This is a genomic window from Pseudoflavonifractor sp. BSD2780061688st1 E11 (assembly GCF_005844125.1).
Lineage (GTDB): Bacteria > Bacillota > Clostridia > Lachnospirales > Lachnospiraceae > Sellimonas > Sellimonas catena.
Map to the genome: position 1 here is coordinate 19,821 of NZ_SPHM01000030.1, position 19,822 is coordinate 39,642.

The 19,822-nt window shown below is 42.7% G+C and carries 12 protein-coding genes; 2 read left to right on the forward strand and 10 right to left on the reverse strand.

Translation table 11 applies throughout. The features are described 5' to 3' along the window. Nucleotides 1–33: 33 nt before the first annotated feature. The 3 genes from FGQ85_RS13005 to FGQ85_RS13015 are packed head-to-tail and all read right to left on the reverse strand — an operon-like array spanning nt 34 to nt 3,998. Nucleotides 34–2,421, reverse strand: a complete 2,388-nt coding sequence (locus tag FGQ85_RS13005) for an AAA family ATPase (RefSeq protein WP_138373657.1) — start codon at nt 2,419–2,421, stop codon at nt 34–36. A 14-nt stretch (nt 2,422–2,435) separates the two neighbouring features. Next, nucleotides 2,436–3,080: a hypothetical protein gene (locus tag FGQ85_RS13010; RefSeq protein ID WP_087179369.1), complete on the reverse strand. Its 645-nt coding sequence runs from the start codon at nt 3,078–3,080 to the stop codon at nt 2,436–2,438. A gap of 12 nt (nt 3,081–3,092) precedes the next feature. Beyond that, nucleotides 3,093–3,998 carry a hypothetical protein gene (locus FGQ85_RS13015; RefSeq protein WP_138373658.1) on the reverse strand — a complete coding sequence of 302 codons (906 nt, stop codon included), beginning with the start codon at nt 3,996–3,998 and terminating at the stop codon, nt 3,093–3,095. A gap of 214 nt (nt 3,999–4,212) precedes the next feature. Here FGQ85_RS13015 and FGQ85_RS13020 point away from each other — a divergent pair, with 214 nt between their 5' ends. Beyond that, a complete protein-coding gene (locus tag FGQ85_RS13020; protein ID WP_138373659.1) occupies nt 4,213–4,590 on the forward strand; it encodes a type II toxin-antitoxin system PemK/MazF family toxin in 378 nt (125 codons plus the stop codon). 284 nt (nt 4,591–4,874) lie between these two features. Next, nucleotides 4,875–5,579, forward strand: a complete 705-nt coding sequence (locus FGQ85_RS13025) for a hypothetical protein (protein WP_138373660.1) — start codon at nt 4,875–4,877, stop codon at nt 5,577–5,579. A gap of 92 nt (nt 5,580–5,671) precedes the next feature. On the opposite strand, the gene FGQ85_RS18420 is transcribed toward FGQ85_RS13025, so the two are convergent. The 7 genes from FGQ85_RS18420 to brxC form a co-directional block, all read right to left on the reverse strand. Beyond that, nucleotides 5,672–5,821, reverse strand: a complete 150-nt coding sequence (locus tag FGQ85_RS18420; RefSeq protein ID WP_171027965.1) for a hypothetical protein — start codon at nt 5,819–5,821, stop codon at nt 5,672–5,674. An 8-nt stretch (nt 5,822–5,829) separates the two neighbouring features. Continuing rightward, nucleotides 5,830–7,527 carry an AIPR family protein gene (locus tag FGQ85_RS13030; RefSeq protein WP_138373661.1) on the reverse strand — a complete coding sequence of 566 codons (1,698 nt, stop codon included), beginning with the start codon at nt 7,525–7,527 and terminating at the stop codon, nt 5,830–5,832. A gap of 9 nt (nt 7,528–7,536) precedes the next feature. After that, nucleotides 7,537–9,603 (reverse strand): protease Lon-related BREX system protein BrxL, encoded by a 2,067-nt coding sequence (brxL, locus tag FGQ85_RS13035; protein WP_138373662.1) that lies wholly within the window; start codon nt 9,601–9,603, stop codon nt 7,537–7,539. An 18-nt stretch (nt 9,604–9,621) separates the two neighbouring features. Then, complete coding sequence (gene pglZ / locus FGQ85_RS13040; RefSeq protein WP_138373663.1) at nt 9,622–12,216, reverse strand: BREX-1 system phosphatase PglZ type A; 2,595 nt, start codon at nt 12,214–12,216, stop codon at nt 9,622–9,624. Between the two features lies 1 nt (nt 12,217). Beyond that, a complete protein-coding gene (locus FGQ85_RS13045) occupies nt 12,218–12,706 on the reverse strand; it encodes a hypothetical protein (protein WP_138373664.1) in 489 nt (162 codons plus the stop codon). Between the two features lie 13 nt (nt 12,707–12,719). Beyond that, the gene (gene pglX, locus FGQ85_RS13050; protein ID WP_138373665.1) at nt 12,720–16,157 is read right to left on the reverse strand and encodes a BREX-1 system adenine-specific DNA-methyltransferase PglX; all 3,438 of its coding nucleotides are present in this window, start codon (nt 16,155–16,157) and stop codon (nt 12,720–12,722) included. A gap of 64 nt (nt 16,158–16,221) precedes the next feature. Further along, nucleotides 16,222–19,821, reverse strand: a complete 3,600-nt coding sequence (brxC, locus tag FGQ85_RS13055) for a BREX system P-loop protein BrxC (RefSeq protein WP_138373666.1) — start codon at nt 19,819–19,821, stop codon at nt 16,222–16,224. Nucleotide 19,822: the final 1 nt, after the last annotated feature.

Below are 19,822 nucleotides of genomic sequence, written 5' to 3' on the forward strand. Positions count from 1 at the left end.
ACCGCCGGAGCTGCTGCCCTGGCGGTGTTATTTTTATTCATACACAAATATGGACGACATCATCTGATAATGCTGTGGCTGCCCCATTGCTTCAAATATCCTCTTTGTCAGATCCTTATAAATCTCCGGTGCGATACTATCCTCAACAAAATGCAGACCTTCATTTACTCCAAACGAATCAGCCGCAAGGTAATTGATCATAGACGACACCATGCGAAGTTCAATTGTATCTTCCTCCCCTGTAGATTCATCAATTACTTTCACAAACCGATGACGATTCTTTACCAGAATGATATCCTGAAGTGTATGCCCATCATAGCCGCAGATCTGGATAAAATAGTACTCCAGAATCCTCCGGATCACATTCTTCAATGTAATAGAACTCTTAACTTCATTATATTCCGTCCACAATGCGGCATAAGAATTCTGCACTGGATTATAATTTTTCTTTTCTGAAGGAGCAGCTTCGTTTTTCGTAATGCAGTGCTTAATCACAGACTTATTGTCATACTTCGTGATCAAATAAAAGGATACTCGCAGATAGTTCTTTTCCTGGTTCACTGTTACTTCCCTATGAAAATATGCGTTATGAGTCAGAATAAATATCTGCTTTATATAATCGCCCTTCTCTGGCTTTTCTCCTAATGTGACATTGTTAAGGCAGATTGAAATCATCTGCCGCACCAGAGAACTAACGATAAATAAGGTGCTGCTGTCCATACTGGAAACCGGATCATCGATTACTACTATCTTATCACGCATATCACGGCCATCCGTGATCATCTCTTCTCCATGATTCGTAATTATAACTTGGGCATCTCGAGTACAACCGCTGCCATGAACCAAATTACAGAAGTACAGGAATGCGATAAAGTTTCTTTCACCTTCACTCAGCCTGTCCGCTACCGCACCATCTTCTCGAACAATCTGATATTGGTTCTTGCTGGCAGGATGTTCCTGAATACTAAAGCCTTGGAATCCTGAATCTCTAAGCATCTTATTCATGTTTGCGATTGCTTCTTCTGTATTCACGGTATGCTTATTCAGCTCATTGATTTTTTCAGCAAGCGACATAGCATAAGCTTGTTTTTTCTTTGCCGCATCGTCTATTTTTTTCTGATCATCCAAGACTTTTTCAAGATCAGAATTGTACTTGGCAATGGTATCCCCTACCCGGAATGCCATTAATTCCCATACTTGTTCAGTACATTCTTTCTTTTTGGTTCTTGCTGCATTAACAATGTCGTTGTTCTCTTTTATCTGAATATTGAATCCAACAATAAGCTCATTCAATTCCTCTAAGTAAGGTGTAATGGGATCAAGAAGCACTTCGCTACTTGGTTCCTTGATTTTCTGTTCGATAATCTGGATATTTGCACCAATGGCATTCTTCAGAATTGTCATCTTATCGCGATATTCCGTCGGATCTATTTTGGGATATACATCCTGAAGGTTATCTTGAAGAACTCTCCAAAGATTATTACCGGCTGTTTTATACGCTTGAAGTAATTGCCCCAAAGCACTGACTTCCTGCTGATATGATTCATCAAAACAATCCGCCAGATCCTTCTCAAAAGTCGCCGGCATCTTCTGCTGACAATAAGGACATTTACCGTCGGGCGTATTATGATATTTTTCGTGTCCCTGACGAACCCAGTCCGTTGCATTGAGTGCTTTTATAAATCTTGCAAAATCCGTATCGCTACTGCTAACAATACGTTTTGAAAGCAATTCCAATCCAGGAACTGTATCCATCACTTCTGTATCAGAAATCCGTTTAAAGAGGTTATATGTTCTTGCATTCCGATCGAATACCGTATCATACAGTTTTTTCAATTCATCTTCATCGTGACCGGTAGGCGCCTGCACTGTCCGGATCTTTGACAGAAACCCTTTCTTTGTCTTAGTGCCAGACATCTGAGTCTCAGAGAACTTTTCTCTGATCGCTTTTGTCAGATTCCAACAATCATTTTCTAACGTAGTTCCCATGGTTGTCAGCACGGATTCTTTCAGCTTTTTCTGTTTAAGAAGCTCTCCATATTCCCGATCCACATCGTCTTTTTCTTTCTTTGTGGCATTTAGGTCATCCTCCTGCTTAATACCTTCTTTATCAATCATGAAGACACCTGGCAGATGTTCTAACTGACGGAAATTCTCCCGGATAAAATCATCATTATATACAAGAAAGTTAAAGTCCCTGTGCGTTTTTCCCGGTTCGAAAAGAACATCCTTTGGCTCTTCGCCACCGGACAATTCGTTTGCAGGCCTCTTCAGCTTCGCTATCTCTCTTGCAATAGTTGTTTTTCCTACACCATTGTTTCCAAAAAAGTAATTTACGTATGTAGGATTGATTTTTACCCCGTGGTATGTCGCTGACGATATTGTCAGTTCTTGTATACCTGTAACCAGTTTCTCCGCCATTAGCAATGCCTCCTTTAAGACAGAGTGAATACAGAAACGCCTATCTCTTTTAATGTCGTAACCAGATCGATTCTCTTGATTGCCCAATGAGTATGATTCAACTCATTGAATCTATCATTACCATCTATCCCAAGATCAAATAAGTTCTCGTTAAGAATCTTCTGCTGAAGTGCATTCAATACTCTGTAATATATCTTGATCCCGTTATCCTGGACTTTAACATCCGTAACCAGCCCATAGTATGCCATCTGATCATCATCGGTTTTCCCCATTTCATGATTCTCGGAGCAGAAGATGGCAGGAAATGTTTTTATCTGTTCAATTGCCTCCGGCTCCAACCCATTGACTTTATCCCGTATATAGTCTGATGTGAGTTTGGAATTCAATGCACGATCTTTAGTCACATAAAAATGTCCCTGATCATAAAATGTCTCTTCAAATTGCACAAAGAGATTATAGTATTCATGACTGGTTCCATAATTTCCGGAGATTACTGCCTGCCTCTGATCCGTGGCTGCAAAATACATATTGTTGGTGATATTTCCGGTTGTGATAGAATCCGCGCGATTCACATTAACAATCTTCTCTGCCTGCTGATTTACTCCTGCTACATTATTTGAAAGACCTGCAGGGCCGGTCTTCTGTATCTCATTTGCCATGATTAATTACTCCTATATCTGTAAGTGTTCTACATGCTCAATATTCACAATCTTCTCTGCTCTTTGATTGAATACTGTTTGGGCATTCAAAATCTGATTTGTCCCCTGTCCTCCAGCTTCTCTTTGTTCACAATATTCATCGTCCCGATCCTCTTCCGCCTTATTATCTGAATCCGTATATTCTGTGCTTTCCGGTGTTCCAGATTCATCTACAGAGTCAGTCACAGCCTTCTTAAACGATATTTCCTTATCCAAAGCGTAACGCTCTCCAACAGTACCTACATATTTGTAAGGAGCTTGGCTTGTTTTATGGTGCAGCCATTGGCCAACAGTTTCGGCACCCAAAGTGTTTTCCGATCCACGTTTCGTTATGATAAAGTGCCATACAGACAGCAGAAACGGCCTTGCTCCAATGTTAGAAAGCTTTAAAAGTCCCTTTTTATCTATTACTCTGCCACCGGCCTGTACCACAAATTCGGCATCATCATCTATCGTTCTGTCCAAATCAATAACCTCAAGCAGTGCTCTGACCAGCTTCTTTCCAAGATCACCATCATCAATAAAAGCATCGATAAAGCTATCCATTTCCTCCAGCGCAAGAGCGTAATTGTCTCTGACCTTTTTATCATACGCATCGACTAAATACTGAGTCTCAAACCGCAGCCAGTCTGTGCTGTTTTTTTCACACAACTTATATTGATTCTTATGAGCAGTGAAGGTACTGTCCGAAAAATGCTCATTAAAATCATAAAACGTTCTTACTAACCCCTTCAGGCAGGTAACATCGTTAATCGCTTTTTCTTTTGCTTTATACCCATCCAGATCATTGAGACGGATACGCCTGTCTTTCTTTAATGCCTGCAAAAGCAGGATGTAAAAGGTGCCTCCACAGAGGAAGGGAATGTTCATTTCACCCATTCTTTATCCCCTTTCAAAAAGAATAAACCTAATAAACCTTATAAAGCCATTTTGCCCTGTTTAGAGATATTGACCTCAAACTTTATAAACCCGAAACTCCTATCAGCAAAGGATAAAGAACCTTTTTATCCTGCGCCACCTTCGAAGGAAGGTCCTCGACGGGGGACAGTCACAGAGTAAATGAGAGTCCATCAGCGACAAGGAGATTTCGAATATGAAAAAGAAGGATATAAAACGCAACTCAATTGTTTTTGTTAAAAACCCTTTCCCCGGCTCAGCCGGAAGTCACATCATGCAAGGCGACCATTATGCTGTCGTTTGTCAGAACAACATGGGAAACCGTTATTCCGACAGCGTGATCATCTGCTACATCACATCCAAGGTGAAACGCCTGGACATCAGAACCAATGTACCGATCCAGTGGTATGCCGGTCTTGACTACAAACCTGCAATGATCAAGTGCGGACAGATCATGACGATTGATCGTGATGACATCATCGAAGTTGTAGACACCTTACGACCAGAGGATGAAATCCGTTTCAATCAGGGGCTCAAGGTATCCCTGGACCTGAGGGACAACATCTTCGCGTAACCACAGGAGGCTTTCACCATGTATAAAATCCGCCCACCCAATACACTGGATCAATGATCCAACCATAACAACACAGCACTTTAAAAATTGAATCTGATTGCTTTGATCTAAGCGCGCATAAGCAGGAGGATGCACATACCGTTTTGGCCAGATCCGCAGGATCCATCTGAAACATTGTGCTTTACCTCTTTGTTTGTGTGCCTTTTTTCAGGCCAGCAGCAAGGACAGTCTCAGCAGTGTGCATCCTCCGATTTCAGGCAATCGCCATGAAAAAGGAGAATAACATGAATAAATACACTTCTGAGAAAACCAGCGACAAAAAGTATTATGTACTCTTTGAAACCGATGAGGAAGGCATTCGCCAGTACAAAGCTACCTCCGAACAGGAGCGCATCGGCACTTCTCTCACCAAGATGCGTGTTGAAGGCGAAATAGTTCCGGCTATCAAGCTGGAAGTTGATAAATCCACCTACGACACCTTCAAAAGGGATCAATGGATGGAAGAATACCGCTACAAACAGGAAAACCGCTGCATCATCGGCGGAGTAGGCGGTAAATCCAGATTTTGCCCCTGCAGAATCCCAAACCCTGAATACAAGGAAGGCGGCACCACTCCGAAAACCATCATGAATGACTGCGCCAAATGTAAGTATTACAGATCCTTCAAATCAACAAAAGGCAAGGTTTTCTTTTCCACCCTCACCGTCATTGATGACCATGGAAATGAGGCCCCCTTTGATCCCGCATCACCGTACCCGCTCAATCAGGCGGATGACTACATGGAACTTTTATATGGCCTGATCCGCTTTATCAAGGTACAACATCCGAAATACAGTAAATACACGGAATTGGTGGAACTTCTCGGGCATGAGCACACCCTCAAGGAAGCTTCCGTCATTCTCGGCAAACCGTACCGGACGCTTTACGGTTGGATCCTTACTCTTCGCCCGATCTTTGACGAATATATGGACACCGTAAGCCATCTTTAAGGTTATGAGATCCATCTGTGGCCTACGCCGCATATGGATCTTTTTCTTCTAAGATAATTCATCCTCTTCCTCGTTTCCTTAGAATAGTCAATCTACGACCGGATACTCTCATCGATATAATCTCCGACATTTATCACATACATTTCATCAGTCGTATCGAGCTTTCGCTTTTGAGCTCCCATGAAAGCGACCTTGAATCCGGTGCTGCCACATAGTGTGATAACCTTATAATTTTCTACCATATTTATCACTATCTTCTGGCATGGAATTCAGACTTTAAACTATCAACAAGAGAAGCTGACTTTGTAGACTCATTGCTAGTTATATCATCGACATACTTATCTATAAGTGGCGTAACTTTGTTAACCTCTTCTGCAAGCTTCACATTGTCATTTGCTACTTTAAGAATCACCTCACATAGTTTATTCATCTTATGCGCATTCATCTCAGGAATTTTGTCTTCGGCAAGGCTATATTTAAGCATCATCAGTATGTAGTATTTAAACTTCCTATATTGAGATGGCAATGTCTTATTTCTGAAAAGATACTCAAGCCTATATAAAGTAAATGCACATGTATAATAAGGTAGCAATTGATGATCATCGCTAAAAATACCATCTATGGAACTTAATAATTTCCCATAATAACGACTGGCAAGATGAGGCTTGTCGTAAAACATGGATGCTACAGATTTAATTTGTATTGCAATGGAGACAATACGTACCTTTTCAATATCCGTTCCATAATTATACTGTTTTGACCTTCTTTCATAATACAAGCGACTTGCGCCACTAAAAGTGGCATAAAAAGCTTCCAATTTTCGATGAAATTCATTTAAAGCTATCAGTTGTTCGTCAGAAACTTGTGTCTGACGATTTGTTGCCTTAATAATTTGATTTACAGTATCATCATTTTCTGTTTCAATAATTTTTATCGGAATTTGTAAATCCTCCGTAATGACATCTTTATTATTAAACAGAACATGGCTTGTCTGGCAGCCATTAACAATCTGATAATCAGTCAGTGTGAATCTGTTTCTAAGGCAAGACAATTTTTTGCAAATAACGGTAACGCCATTATTGAAAAGAACAAATTTATTGGGATCATTACTTACAGTTTCTGCCATTTCATGATTAACCGGATTGTCTCCCTGGTAATCACGAACATTATCATAAAACACACTTCTGCGAATATCGCCATTTTCATCTGTAATAAGCTTTAAGTACTCTCTGTAATCTATAAATCCCAGATATGACTGCGTTACATTTTCAATATCTGGAAGAAGAATCTTATTAGCAAAATCAATTTCTGTTTCTATAACATCAATGGTATTTCGATATAATTTTTGAAGCAAATCTGCTCCAACAGGTATGTATCTGACTTCTTCAAAGATGTTCATATCCATCAAATCATCTTTTGCTATTTCTATTCTTCCTACACAATTTCTATCATCAACCCATTTTCCTGTTGTGATGTAATACAGAATACATGTGGGCTTTTTCTTAATGTATGTAGCTTTAGAAAAAATATATTCAACAAGCTTGCTTTTTTCTTCAATCAATGTATTCCTCACCATCTGGGGATGATCCGAAAAGAAATCCTTAACCCCTGCACCAAATGTACCAAGTTCTCCATAATCAAAACTGGAAGAAGTCTTTGCTTGAATAAAAACGAAACTGATTTCTGAAAGCTTTTTGTTTAGCTCAATTAAATCATCAACTTCATCCTTGGATGTAATCATATTCCCATTGATTATAATCGCGATTGCATCTATTCCACAATCGTCACCTTTAGCAGTAATAATATCTGTCAGGCTATAGGTATCTGTATAATGTTGTTCCACCGCACAGTATGAAGCAAACATTTCAAACTGTTTGCTTTGATCTTTTTCTTCTATTTGCTGCGAAGTCAAAAATGACTCCATATAACTTTGAACTATTCTATCCATTTTATCTCCTTACTCAACCCCCAACGCCTTAAACACCGCATCCTCCGCACTCTGATACGGAATTAACTGGAACGCACTCATCAACTCCGGCGGCACCGTTGCAAAATCTACAAACGATGTCTGCGGAAGCAGCACCTTCTTCGCGCCGGAATCCAGGCACACTTGCAGCGTATCCGCCAGGTTATCCACCTTGATCAGCGTACCGCTGATACTGATCTCACCTAGGATCGCCGTGGAACTCTGCACCGGTCTTCCCAAAGCGATAGAACACAGTGCAATCAACGTCGGCAGAGCCAGCTTCCCGGTCATACCGATTCCCTGCAGATCCTGATAATTGATAATGTAATCCTTCTGCGTTGTACTGATGGAACCACTGATCCTGTTACCGTTCGCCTTCAGATAATTGAAAGCTGTATTGGAAGATTCTTTCGCGTCACGGTCAGATCCCAGTCCGGTCCGCTCCAGCTTGCCATTGCCCGGAAGCATCTGGCTTTCCAGACGGAACACTCCGATCATTCCGGACTTTCCCCGTGATACGGTATAAACCTGTCCCGGATTGCACAGCCCTTCAGGGATCAGCTTGCCGCCGCCCTGCTCAGGCACCGAAACATAATGCTCGGACATATCTTCCAGATCAATATAGGAAAAGTTCACATCATAGAACTCCATGCCGCCCAGCTTCTTCAGCTGTTCCTTAACGCGCCGGCGCATTTCCAGAGAAATCTTCAAGATCTCTTCCAGCTGTTCTTTTGTATATTCGCCGTCCGGATACATGAGCTTCACAAGACCACCCACCATCTTCCGGACCGCAATCGTATCTCTCTGATTCAGGTTCCTTCCCAAACGGAAATACTCATCCAGGGCATCCCCGTACTGTTCTTTTCTCAATTCCCGCAGGAACTCAGCCAGATAATCCGTGATGAAACCATAATCATTTGTAAAATGCTCCGGCCGAAACTTCGGGATCTCCCAACCCGGAATATAACAATGTATACGATCCAGAAACGCTGTATCTGTTCCCATCTCTGGCGGAAACGGATCAAACAGACTGGAAGTTTTCAACAGAACATCCACACTTTGATTAATATTTCCCACAAAGACCATTGATGCGGAGGCCGCCTTCTCTTCCTTGCCTCTGGCAAAGGACCCGGATGCCATATAATCCTTCATGATCTGGATCCCGTCTTTATCCTTAAAATGAATACCGGCAACCTCATCAAAAGCAACGACATCCCACATACCGACAAGGCCAATTGTCTTCCTTCCCATGTTATAGAAAAGGTTGGCCACCGTGGTCTGTCCGCCGGATACCAGAATACTGTTCGGCGATATTTCCTTATACAGATGGGACTTACCTGTGGATCTCGGACCCAGTTCACACAAATTGAAGTTATTCTCTACCAGCGGAACCATACGTAAAAGAAGCAGCCACTTCTCACGTTCAGACAGAGTATCCGGCTCCATACCGATCGAACGCATCATGATATCCAGCCACTCATCCTCTGTGAAACGTTTCCTGCCTTCCTTCAGCTCGTCAATCTCCACATGAGGCATCTGGATCGGAGTCAACTTCCGGATCTGTACCGGCATCCCATTCTTCTTTTCTTCTTCCACATACTCGTAATCAAGCTGGACAATACACCAGATACCGCCGCAAAGCAGCCGGTCGAACTTCTCCGGGTATTCATCTTCCAGGAGAACATTGTCGATACCCAGATTAGAGAAACTTGCAATATAAATATTCCGCTTCATATCAAGCCGTGCCGTGATCATGTCGATGACGGTATAGCTTCCTTTTTTCCTGAGCTTTGACAAGACCTTCTGCGATTCATCCGGTCGGACAAAGTTATCCGCCAGTATCCGCTTCACATTCTGTACCCCCTGCTCAATGATAGACTCATCATCGGAACTGCAATACTGACCAAGAAGGAACTCCAGCACGTACACCGGCACATTCGCTCCTTCCTTGATCTTCTTCGTCAGATCCTTTCGGACGATCTTTCCGTCAAAACTCTCACGGAGCTTGTTCTTTATTTCCTCACGCTTATCTACAGCATTTTCAGCGATAGGCTCCATATATTCTCTCCTTCCGCCTTAACTAAAGAAATCAAATTCGTCCACCGCAAAGGCGATATCTATCTGGAATTCTTCCCTTGATACGACCAGGCCGTCCGCATCCGCAATCACGAGATAATAGATTTCCTTGTTATCATATTTCAGCGGCTTCAGATTGAAGCTGCACCGGAATGTCCTCTCCTGTCCGTTATCACTGGTCTTATCCGCAATGATCTTCGCAACATCGCTGATCTGCTTTCCATTGCTGTCCGTGAAATACAGCTGATAGGTCGCCGCCTCACGATTATCCCCTACCGGCTCTTTCTGATAGAAGTTCAGCGAAAAGATCATATTGCTGACTTTATGCGTTGCCGACAGGAGGCTCACCTCCACCGGCTTCGTATCATACTTCTTCTGATTCCTCTGATACTGCTTGTACTGATTTCTCAGAAAATGATAATCAATAACCGGCACGACCATTTCCTGAAGGCTGATTCCACCATGAACGAAATTAAGCCCGCTGCCGTTCATCTTAATTCTTACATTTTCCTTCGGCGCAAAAGCATCATACTCGGATGTTCCACCCAAAAACTGAACCTTCTGCAGATAATCAGGATCCGAATCCCTCATCATGATTGCATAGCGTCTGCCGTACTCCACAATACGATTGACAAATCCGGTCTTGTCGATTTTGTCATCCTCGGTCAGTGGACTATAGGTATAGAGGAAACCATGATCTGCGGTAAACAGAATATGCGTTGCCCCAAAATCATTACAGATAATCTTCGTCAGGTTCTTCAATTCCCGAATCGCATCATCGCAGGCCGGGAACACCATCGTATCGGATGTATGGCTTGCCTCATCAATCGTATCATGATAGATATACACAACATCCATTCCCTTTACCATTGCGCTTCGGTCAGTCCTCTTCGCATTTACCAGATCTTCGTATTTTACTGCCACGCTATTCGGCTTCTCCGCTTTCAAGATCCTATCTCTGTATCCGGCATCCGTTGAAACGCCGTCCGCCATAACCTTCAGAACTTCACCATGCAGCTCCACTTCCAGTTCCTTATGCGGAAGCAGCGCAGCCATGCCGAACTTCGTGATAGTCGGAAAGATACCCTGAACATCCTGAAGCTTTACATCCGCCTGCGTCTCACGTCTTAACTGCTCCGCAAGGGAAGCTGCCACTTCATACCGCAAAGCATCGGAAATGACAACAAATACCCTGCTGTCCGCATTGTCAATGCGGTTTCTGTAAAAGTCCGCCTGTTGTGGCACTTCCAAAATCCGGCCATACTTTGCCAGTTCCTCAGAACATACTGCCTGCCAGTTTCCGCCCAGCTGTCCCAGGAACCAGTTTTTATACAGCCCCTCCACCTTCTCCATGACAGAGCGGAACAGGTCATGCAGATCGGAATTGTATGCCTTCAGGCTTTCCCCATAGCTCTTATGGAACAAACGGTAATAAGTATCCATCTTGTAATACTCAGAAGTATATTCTTTCCAGACCTTCTTCGCCTCGGCGGAATGGAAGCCTGTCGAATGCTTTTTATAGAACGCCTGCATGTTCGCCACCTGCAGGATCCCCTCGTAATAATCATTGAATGGCTCATAGTTCACACACGTCCGGCGTTTCTCTACTGTCCGCCTGATCACATCCACATCAATGATATGATCTCCGATCTCTGTCATCAGCTTGATCAGGATCACTTCATCCAGACACGGAAAGACTTCCGTATCCACCAGGTCACTGACCTCCAGCTTCATAAACCGCTGAGGCAGCTTTAGTTCACCCTCCACGGATTTTGCGATCTCTATCAGCTGTTCCCGATCTTCAGCATGAAGCCAGTCGGAAACAAAATCAAAGCAAAACGCCTGATGCGGCGAAGAAATGAACCCGTCAAGTCCCGCCAGATATTCCAGCCTCATCGTCCTTGTGATCGCTGTCAGAAGTATATGCGTTGCCAGCATCGCAACATCCGGCTGCTCAGCAACGTAGCCAGATCCCTGCTTCACCATACTCCAAAAAGCCTTATCCGCACCATAGTTTACAAACTCCTGATACAGATCATTCGTGTCGGTGTCCATACCGGCCTTCAGCACTTCCTTGATGATCGCCGCCGACGTGACATCTTTAATACCACCCAGGGCACCCATCACAGCCATGTGCAGTTGAGCCGGAACGCTTGGCACCTTGTTCTGGCTTGCAATTTTATCTCTGCGCACTTTTGCTTTGAAAAACTTTCGGTAGTCCTTTACCAGTTTACGCATCGCAGGTGTTGACGGAATTCCCATCTCGTCCATCCAGATAGAGATCAGATCCGCCCGGAATTCTTCACTATACATTTCAATATCCAGAAGCCAGTTATCCTCCGGCTTCTCATAGGACAATGGACAATATATCAGATAATTATTTGTAGTATCGTCCACTGACAGAAGCTTTTTCACTGCAAAGTTATTGGTTCCGGTCAATACGACCAACTTTGCATTATTCAGCGCAACCTCATCCAGCCTCTCACGAAACTCTCCATCTTCATCGTACCAGAATATAATACGGCGCTTATAGAATTCCGGCAGTGGTGCGGCAAAACGCTGATTCAATTCTTGCATGATCTTATCTGAATCCACACTACAAATCCTTTCTTGCTATATATTTATTTATTTCTGTAAGGATCTCTTCTTCGTCCTTAGCCTTAAAAATAGTTCTATATGCCCCTAATGAATATCGCACTGACTTAGAAAAAATTGAACTTGGAATGTAGTCTACAATAATCCCAATATCTCGACTATGCCACAATCCTTCCTTATTTTGAGGATTGTATTCATAGTCACCAGCTATCCTTGCAAAGGTGAACTGATGACTACTATTTGATGGAATCAAGACATAATCACCAATTTTCATTTCTTGGCAGAACGTGTACAACTGACCAGCCCAATTGGAGATGGATGTCCTTGATACTCTTCCCTTCTCTTCTATAACTAATTCTTTCAATAAGGCTCTATCATGATATTTCTTCAAGTCTTCTTTGAATCCATCCCACGGGATATATATTTTCCCGGATTCGAAATAATACTGTGCATAAATCGATTTTTGTCCAGCTCTACAAACCCACACCATATCACTCTACCTCTTATTTAACTTTTGCTAATACATCTTGAAACCTTGAATAATTCTCCTTGAATCCATCATCCAAATCTATTGATATCATTTGATCGGCAAGATGATGTATTTTCTCTTCGTATTCTCTTATTTCCGCAGCCTGATCTTGAAGCGCCTGTAATCGTTTGTTAATTGTTACTCTCTCAGAAGAAGTTACTCCACTATTTCTTTGTTCTAAATCAGATATTGCTGTTCTATACCGTGATTGCTGTTCATGAACATAGTCCGTTCTTATTCTTGCAATAATATCTGCTTTATACCTATGCATATAGATTAAACACTTGAATCCATTTTTTCTTCCTGAATCAAACAGCCAATAAATAGGCCTTTTTCCGGATCCAGGAACCTGATACATATCGCAATGATCTCGATAAAATGAATCATTAAAGTACTTTCTTATCACTTGTTTAGGGTTTTCACTCCCCCCCAACCCTTTGGCAATATACCTTAAGTTTTCATCTAACGTTTCATCTCCATAGGCTGTTCTAATAAAATCAACAAATCTTTCAACAATATCATCATTAAAATATTCATCATCACATATTGGAATAATATTATCCTGATCAACCATATAAGATTTATATCGGTCAGGATTCCACTCTCCTCCTGCATATATTAATCCATCTTCATCCAAAGAATATCGACCAAACATACATCCAACAGCATATGAAATTAGACCTTTTATTTCTCTTTTTAAGTCTGCTTTCCTAACGGTAACATTTTCCTCTTTAACAGATGAATCTACGATTGACTCAAAACCATACATATGTATGAAAATATCATTAAGGTGTTCCTCATTTTCTTTTAGCTTCGAAAATCTTCTATCGCACTCTTCAGACCATTGACGATAGGCCTCAGAAATTAATCCGGTGTTTCTAATCAGCGGAGACTTTTTGTAATCCCAAGAAATCTCAAAAGCGTCCCAGTCTTCTCTTGAAATTGATATGCATTCATCTACCAAGCTAATTATTTCACTTTTCTTTTCATCATCAATAAGAACTGGTAATTTACCAACTGCACCAGCGTTATAATCCATAGTTGGCGCTAAGAACGACAAAAATTCCATAGCAACTTTTGAATTGCATAGTCCTATAAAATATCTGACATCTACATCTTTATTAATAAATCCAGATGATCCTTTAGCATCAAAAATGCAACCAGAGGGCATATAACGCACATTAAAATCTGCTATAGTTAATGCGGTCCAAGTAAACCCTTCTCTCAAATAATATTTTACATTTTGTGGTCTCGACTTCTGTTTACCCTTATCATCTCTGAAATTAATAATTTCTTCTCCATTGTTTTCCCAGTTTACAACCAGATTAATGTTTCCGTACCATTTTCTATACTCTCCCCCCTTATGATAGAAATACCATTTTTTAGTTCTGTCTCCCCCAACACTTATTTTTCTTGAATCACATTCCTGCCAGAATCGTAGAAAACGATTATTATCACCAGTTATCAATCCCTGTTTAAGATCAGCATATTCAGACAATAGGATACCCTTCTCAAACAGACTTACTGCCTCATCACTTAGCCAGTAAGCAATGCATCGCCCAGGAATTTTTTGATAGTTCAATTGATACGTGGTGTACCTGTAACCGCATTCGGGATTTTTGATAGCTTCGAGAGTTTTAGGTTCTTGAACATCAATTCCCTTAAAATCAGAAAGACGTATATATTCGCCTGGTTCCCCTGTGTTTGAGTTATGAAGTGTAAAACCACACACCGGAACAGTTGCTCCTTCAAACGCATTATATTCAAGTTGAACCATTGACGTAATAGATGCTTGATGGAGAATCTTTACTCTCAATTTTTCATAACTCAAAATAAACATCCATACATATGGCGTCAGCAAACCTATTTGTCCATCTTTTCTACACCACGACAGTATTTTAGCTATAAATACAGAGAACAAATCCGATTTATAATCAGCATAATTTTCTTGAATAAATGCTCTCAGTTTTTCCGGCATATATGTAGAATTCATATAAGGAGGATTTGTAACCACTACATGATATTTTTTCGACATTATCTCTGCTACATTGATCAAAGGAATCAAAACATCATGTACTTGATACCTGAAAAAACTTAGTTCTTTTTCATTTTCTATTTCGTCTATTCTATCATTCAATGCCTCGAAATTCACTTCAGAGATATTCAGAATAGCCCCAAATTCCCTTGCATCTTTCATCTCTTTGAGAATAGTGTGAAGAGCACTCTTTAGGTCTTCTCGCCCATCAATAAAATAGTTTATCAGATCCTTATCGATATTATTACTTTCAACTATCGAATAGACATTTGGTTGAATATCTCGTGTAAAAAAACGCCTATCATACTGTCTCGCTTTCATCATAATCGAAAAATATGCAAGTTGGGTAGCTCTCTCATCAATATCAAGTCCAAACAAATTGTATTTCACAATGCTTGATGCTGCATCTCGGGCAGAATAACCATATGATTCATATATTTGAACAAAAACATCGAACATATATGCCAGTATATGTCCACTTCCCTGACAAGGATCTATTGCAAGGATATCTTCTGGTTTTATTCCATCACCATTGTTGAAATTATTATCATTTTTTGATTCCAAATAATATTTCCATGATATTTTTAAATTTGCATCATAATGCGTATTTAACCAAAATCTGCCCAGGGCATTTTCCACCATATATCTCACAATCCAATCTGGTGTAAACAGCTCTGTAACTGTAGCTATATCTTTATCTGAATATTGTTTTCGTGCATTTATAAGCCGCTCCTTTGGCTCAGCTATATAAAATTGATAAAGCCATCCAATAATCTGAACCTGATCCGTCCAATCTTCTTCCGGAATCAATGCGATCATCTGCTCAATCACACTTCCCTCACGGAGAAGATAATCCGGCAGAAGCAGTTCCGTATAATCCTCAATCTTCTGAAACATGCGCGGCAAAATACCGGACAACGCATTACACTGAGTGATCAGAAGATACTTATACAGTTCTTCCGTCTTGTTGGCATCCTTCAACTCAAAAACCTTGTCCATATTCAAGCCTTCCAGATCCAGCTGTATCGCATCCGCCAGAATCTGCGGCTTGAACTCTCCGTTTTCATTGGTGAAAACTCTGGTATGGCTCGGCAGATAATTATTCACTTCCATGAACCTGAGCGCAGTAAAACGGTTGAACCAGGTATAAGCCACTTCTTCCATCACCTGTTCAAATCCATCCTGGTTGATTTTTGCAATCAATGCCTGCCTCTGCTTCTTTTCTGCTACAGTAAGCACCCTGCCGCCAATGCTATCCGCATCCGCAGGAGCAGTCTTCTTCTCTGTAATCTCATATTGCTCTGCCTTCTGTGTGACACGCGCAATCAACTCCTTACGCGCCCACACCGCATATTTCTTTATCGCATTTTTATCCATAAGTTGACTCTTCCTTTACTTAACTCCGCATAAGTTCAGCTAGACAAATCAAAGATTTGCTGCCTCACTTAAGTTCGATACCGTCCGAACCCTTCAGTAACGTCTTCAACTGATCTCTCAGCTTGTCCACATATGCATCAATTTCCGCATCGCTTTCCAGCCTTGCCGCCTTCAAAAGCGATTGACGGAATATCGGCTTATACGTCTTCTTCACAACCGGCTTCACAGGATTCGCAGGTCTAGGAGCAACCGGCTTCGGGGGCCGCTTGCTAAACTCGATCTTGGAAACAGCATCATCCCGGTAATTCCACATCGGAATCGGGAAGCCCTCCATCAATGCCAGGCTTGTCGTCTCCGCAATTTTTTCCTTCTGCTGCTCATAGTACACATCAGCCTTGTCGCTGATTGCCTTGGCTGTCGCGTTTCCATCGTCTAACGCCTGATGGATCTCCGCCATACACTGATGGACTACTTCCAGTAGCTCTGTGCGCTTTTCTTCCAGCATCGCATCATGGGAAGCCTTTACCTTCGCCATCAGAGCATTCAATTCCGGAATTCTCCTGTAATCATACTTCCCATTGGAAGGGATCATGGTAATCAGGCGAATCGTGTTCAGCGCCTGATTTGCCTCTTCATCCTTCTTAATATAGTCCAGGTCATTTCTCAGATCCTGCTCAAACTTCACCGCTGTATCAAATACGGAAATCTGTGTCTTGAAGAAGGCTTCTACACTCTGCATGGCATCCTGAACATCATACAGATTATCTTCCCGCTGAAGGACACGCTCGATCAGAGCCACATTATCCTTCTGCTGTGACAGCACATCCTTCACGATGGTAACAGCATTGCTGACCACATTCCTGTCCGGATACTTATGACCCTCGTATTTTGCCAGAAGGTCTTCATAGTGCTTCTGCAGACCTTCAAACTTATCAATGATGAACTGGATCAGGCCGTCTTCATCCGCAGGAATATCCATGAGATTGAAGTAATCCCGCAGAAAATCTTTGACCGCCTTCATCCTTGTTGCGGATACCACCTGTCTCTTGGAAATCTGCGTCTTCCCGATCTCGCTCTTCTTTCTCAGCATATCTGGAAGCTTCGGATTGTTTGGCTGCACTGTTGAACCGGCATACTTGATTGTCACCTTCTGCCCTACGATCAGAAGCGCCACCACAGCCGCAATATCAATCTCACGCCATCCATAAGGGATCGCCTGGTATCTTTTCTGAACATCCGCCATGGAAGTCGGTAAGTGCTTGCGATCCTGCATTTCCAGATACTCTTCCACCTTGGCAGCAGCATCCCTGTTCGGCTCCGTTCCCGGAAGCATCGTGACGGCGCCGGTCAGAAGCGCCAAGATATCCGCATCCGATTCAGCGTTTTCCACGATCAGATCCAGGTCACTGTACACATGGGACACCAGATAATCAAGGGACTGGTCAATAACGCTCTTCGCCTTGCCTTTTTTGATCTCATAATCTCTCTTTAACGGATCCTCTTCCTTTGAAGAAACGGCTGCTGCCTTGATCTCAATCTTCTCGCCGTCCACATAGAACTGCGCATTGGTTATGGCGTCTGCCAGATCCGTCTGTGCAGATTGCTCATATTTATCGGCTTCACTCTGGTAATTCGCAATAATGTCTCTTACGCTCTTTGGAAGCTGAGCCACATTCCTCTGCTTCACATACTTGCGGATCTTCATTGCATTTTCCAACGACTCATAATACGGCGTATCAGCCAGTACCACAATAGACTGGCCCGCAGATTCTGTCATCAGGCGAAGTTCTGCCTTCTCCTCAGAATCCGCTGCCACGGTCATAATCTTCAGCCTCATGCCGCCTGTCACCGCTCCGACCGTGGTATGATCCACCATCTGATCAAAGGCAAAGTCATACTTGCCATAGCGGAACTTTTTTGCTGTATAAATATCGCCGAATACCATATGTGCGATACGCTCCACGATCGCCGCGGTATCAACCGGCATATTCTTGATTTCTCTCTGAATATCCTGTTCTTCATCCGTCAGGAAGTTATAAGTATCGCCCGTGCGTCCGATATAGTTCTGGCTCATCAGGCGGTCAAGGGATCCCCTCACCTGTTCCCTCATGATGATCTTATCCATGCGGATATCATCCGCCATCAGGATAACGATATTATCTAAATTTGCCTTGATGTCGTCGATATAGCGAACCAGATATAAAAGCTTCAGCACAGCCACATCCTGCTGCTCAATGCCGGCATTCGTGTCAGCCGCCTTCTGGCAGCGCTCGATGACCCGGCGGATAGAACTGTCAAGGAATGTGTGAACTGTATCGTAGAAGAGATAGAACGGCGCCAGTGCGAACTCGTCCTTATCCTCGATTTTCTGCGCCGCTTCCTGGAATCCGGACAGCATGGAACGCTCACCGCCGGACAGATGCTTTCCGGAATTACCGTGCTTGCGGATCTCGGCAAATACCTTCTGCATGATGATGAACTGATACGGTACGAATGGGAAGTCCCTTGCAAACTCTCCTGGACCATTAAAGCCTTTAATATCCAAAACCGCATCACCGGCAGAATAATTAAAACTGAACAGATTTCTCATCACAGAATCGTTCTCATTATATACCTGTTCCAGCTGCGGTGTTACCTCATCCTTCTTTCTGAGGATACGTTTCTGGATCACTTCATCCGCAGAGGAAGACGTCAGGGAGAGCCTGGTCTTGAATCTTGCTTGGATACGCGAGAACTGATCCTGTCTGGTCTTGATGATCTCATCGATTGCTTCCTGTCCGGTACATACCACCCAGATCTTTCCGTTGCACTCGCTTCCAATCTTCTCCACAAGCGACTGCAGGTTCATCAACAGATCAATGCTGTCGCCCACATACTGGCCAACCTCATCGATCATAAACAGCAGTCTGAAATTTTTCGGCTTGGCATCCACATAGTCCTTCATCTCGGATACAAGCTGAGCAATGGAAGTCTCAACGGTCTCTGTGCCGTCAAACCAGTTACGAGCAGCGGTCTCGCTCATACCCAGTACTTCAACCAGAGTATCTACCACATCATCCTCGAAGAATGCGAAGGCATCCCGGGATTCTACCCATGGGGAACCGTTCTTTTCTTCAAATACTCTGCGAAACTCTTCTGTCTTCCCCTTTTTATCAATAAACTGTTCCATCTTCGCGCACTTCAGATTCTCACCATAAAAACCCAGATAGTTATAAAACATCTTCGCGAATACACGCAGAACAGCAGTTTTATCCTTATTGATGGATCCCTCGATATCTATATTGAACAGGATCGTGTCGGTTTCTCCGCGGATCGCGCTTGCGATCTGCATGAAAGTCGCTTCATCATCAAACTTCTCACGGAAATAGTCCTCAACCTTCTTTCCATCTACTTCCTTGTTTTCCAGAAGGTATGACAGCATTTTCAGGAAATGAGATTTACCACTTCCGAAGAATCCGGAGATCCACACGCCCACATCTGCCGTTGGCTCCCGAAAAGATTCGGCATAATTATTGAAGAAGGTGATCATGTGCTTACGGATATCCCGCGTGATGACATATTCCTTAACTTCCTGCTTCAGTACATCAGCGGCATCCTGGTCTACCTTAACGACGCCATTGATCTTACGGTCGATGTCGTCATAAAACATTTCCTGTATTCTCATT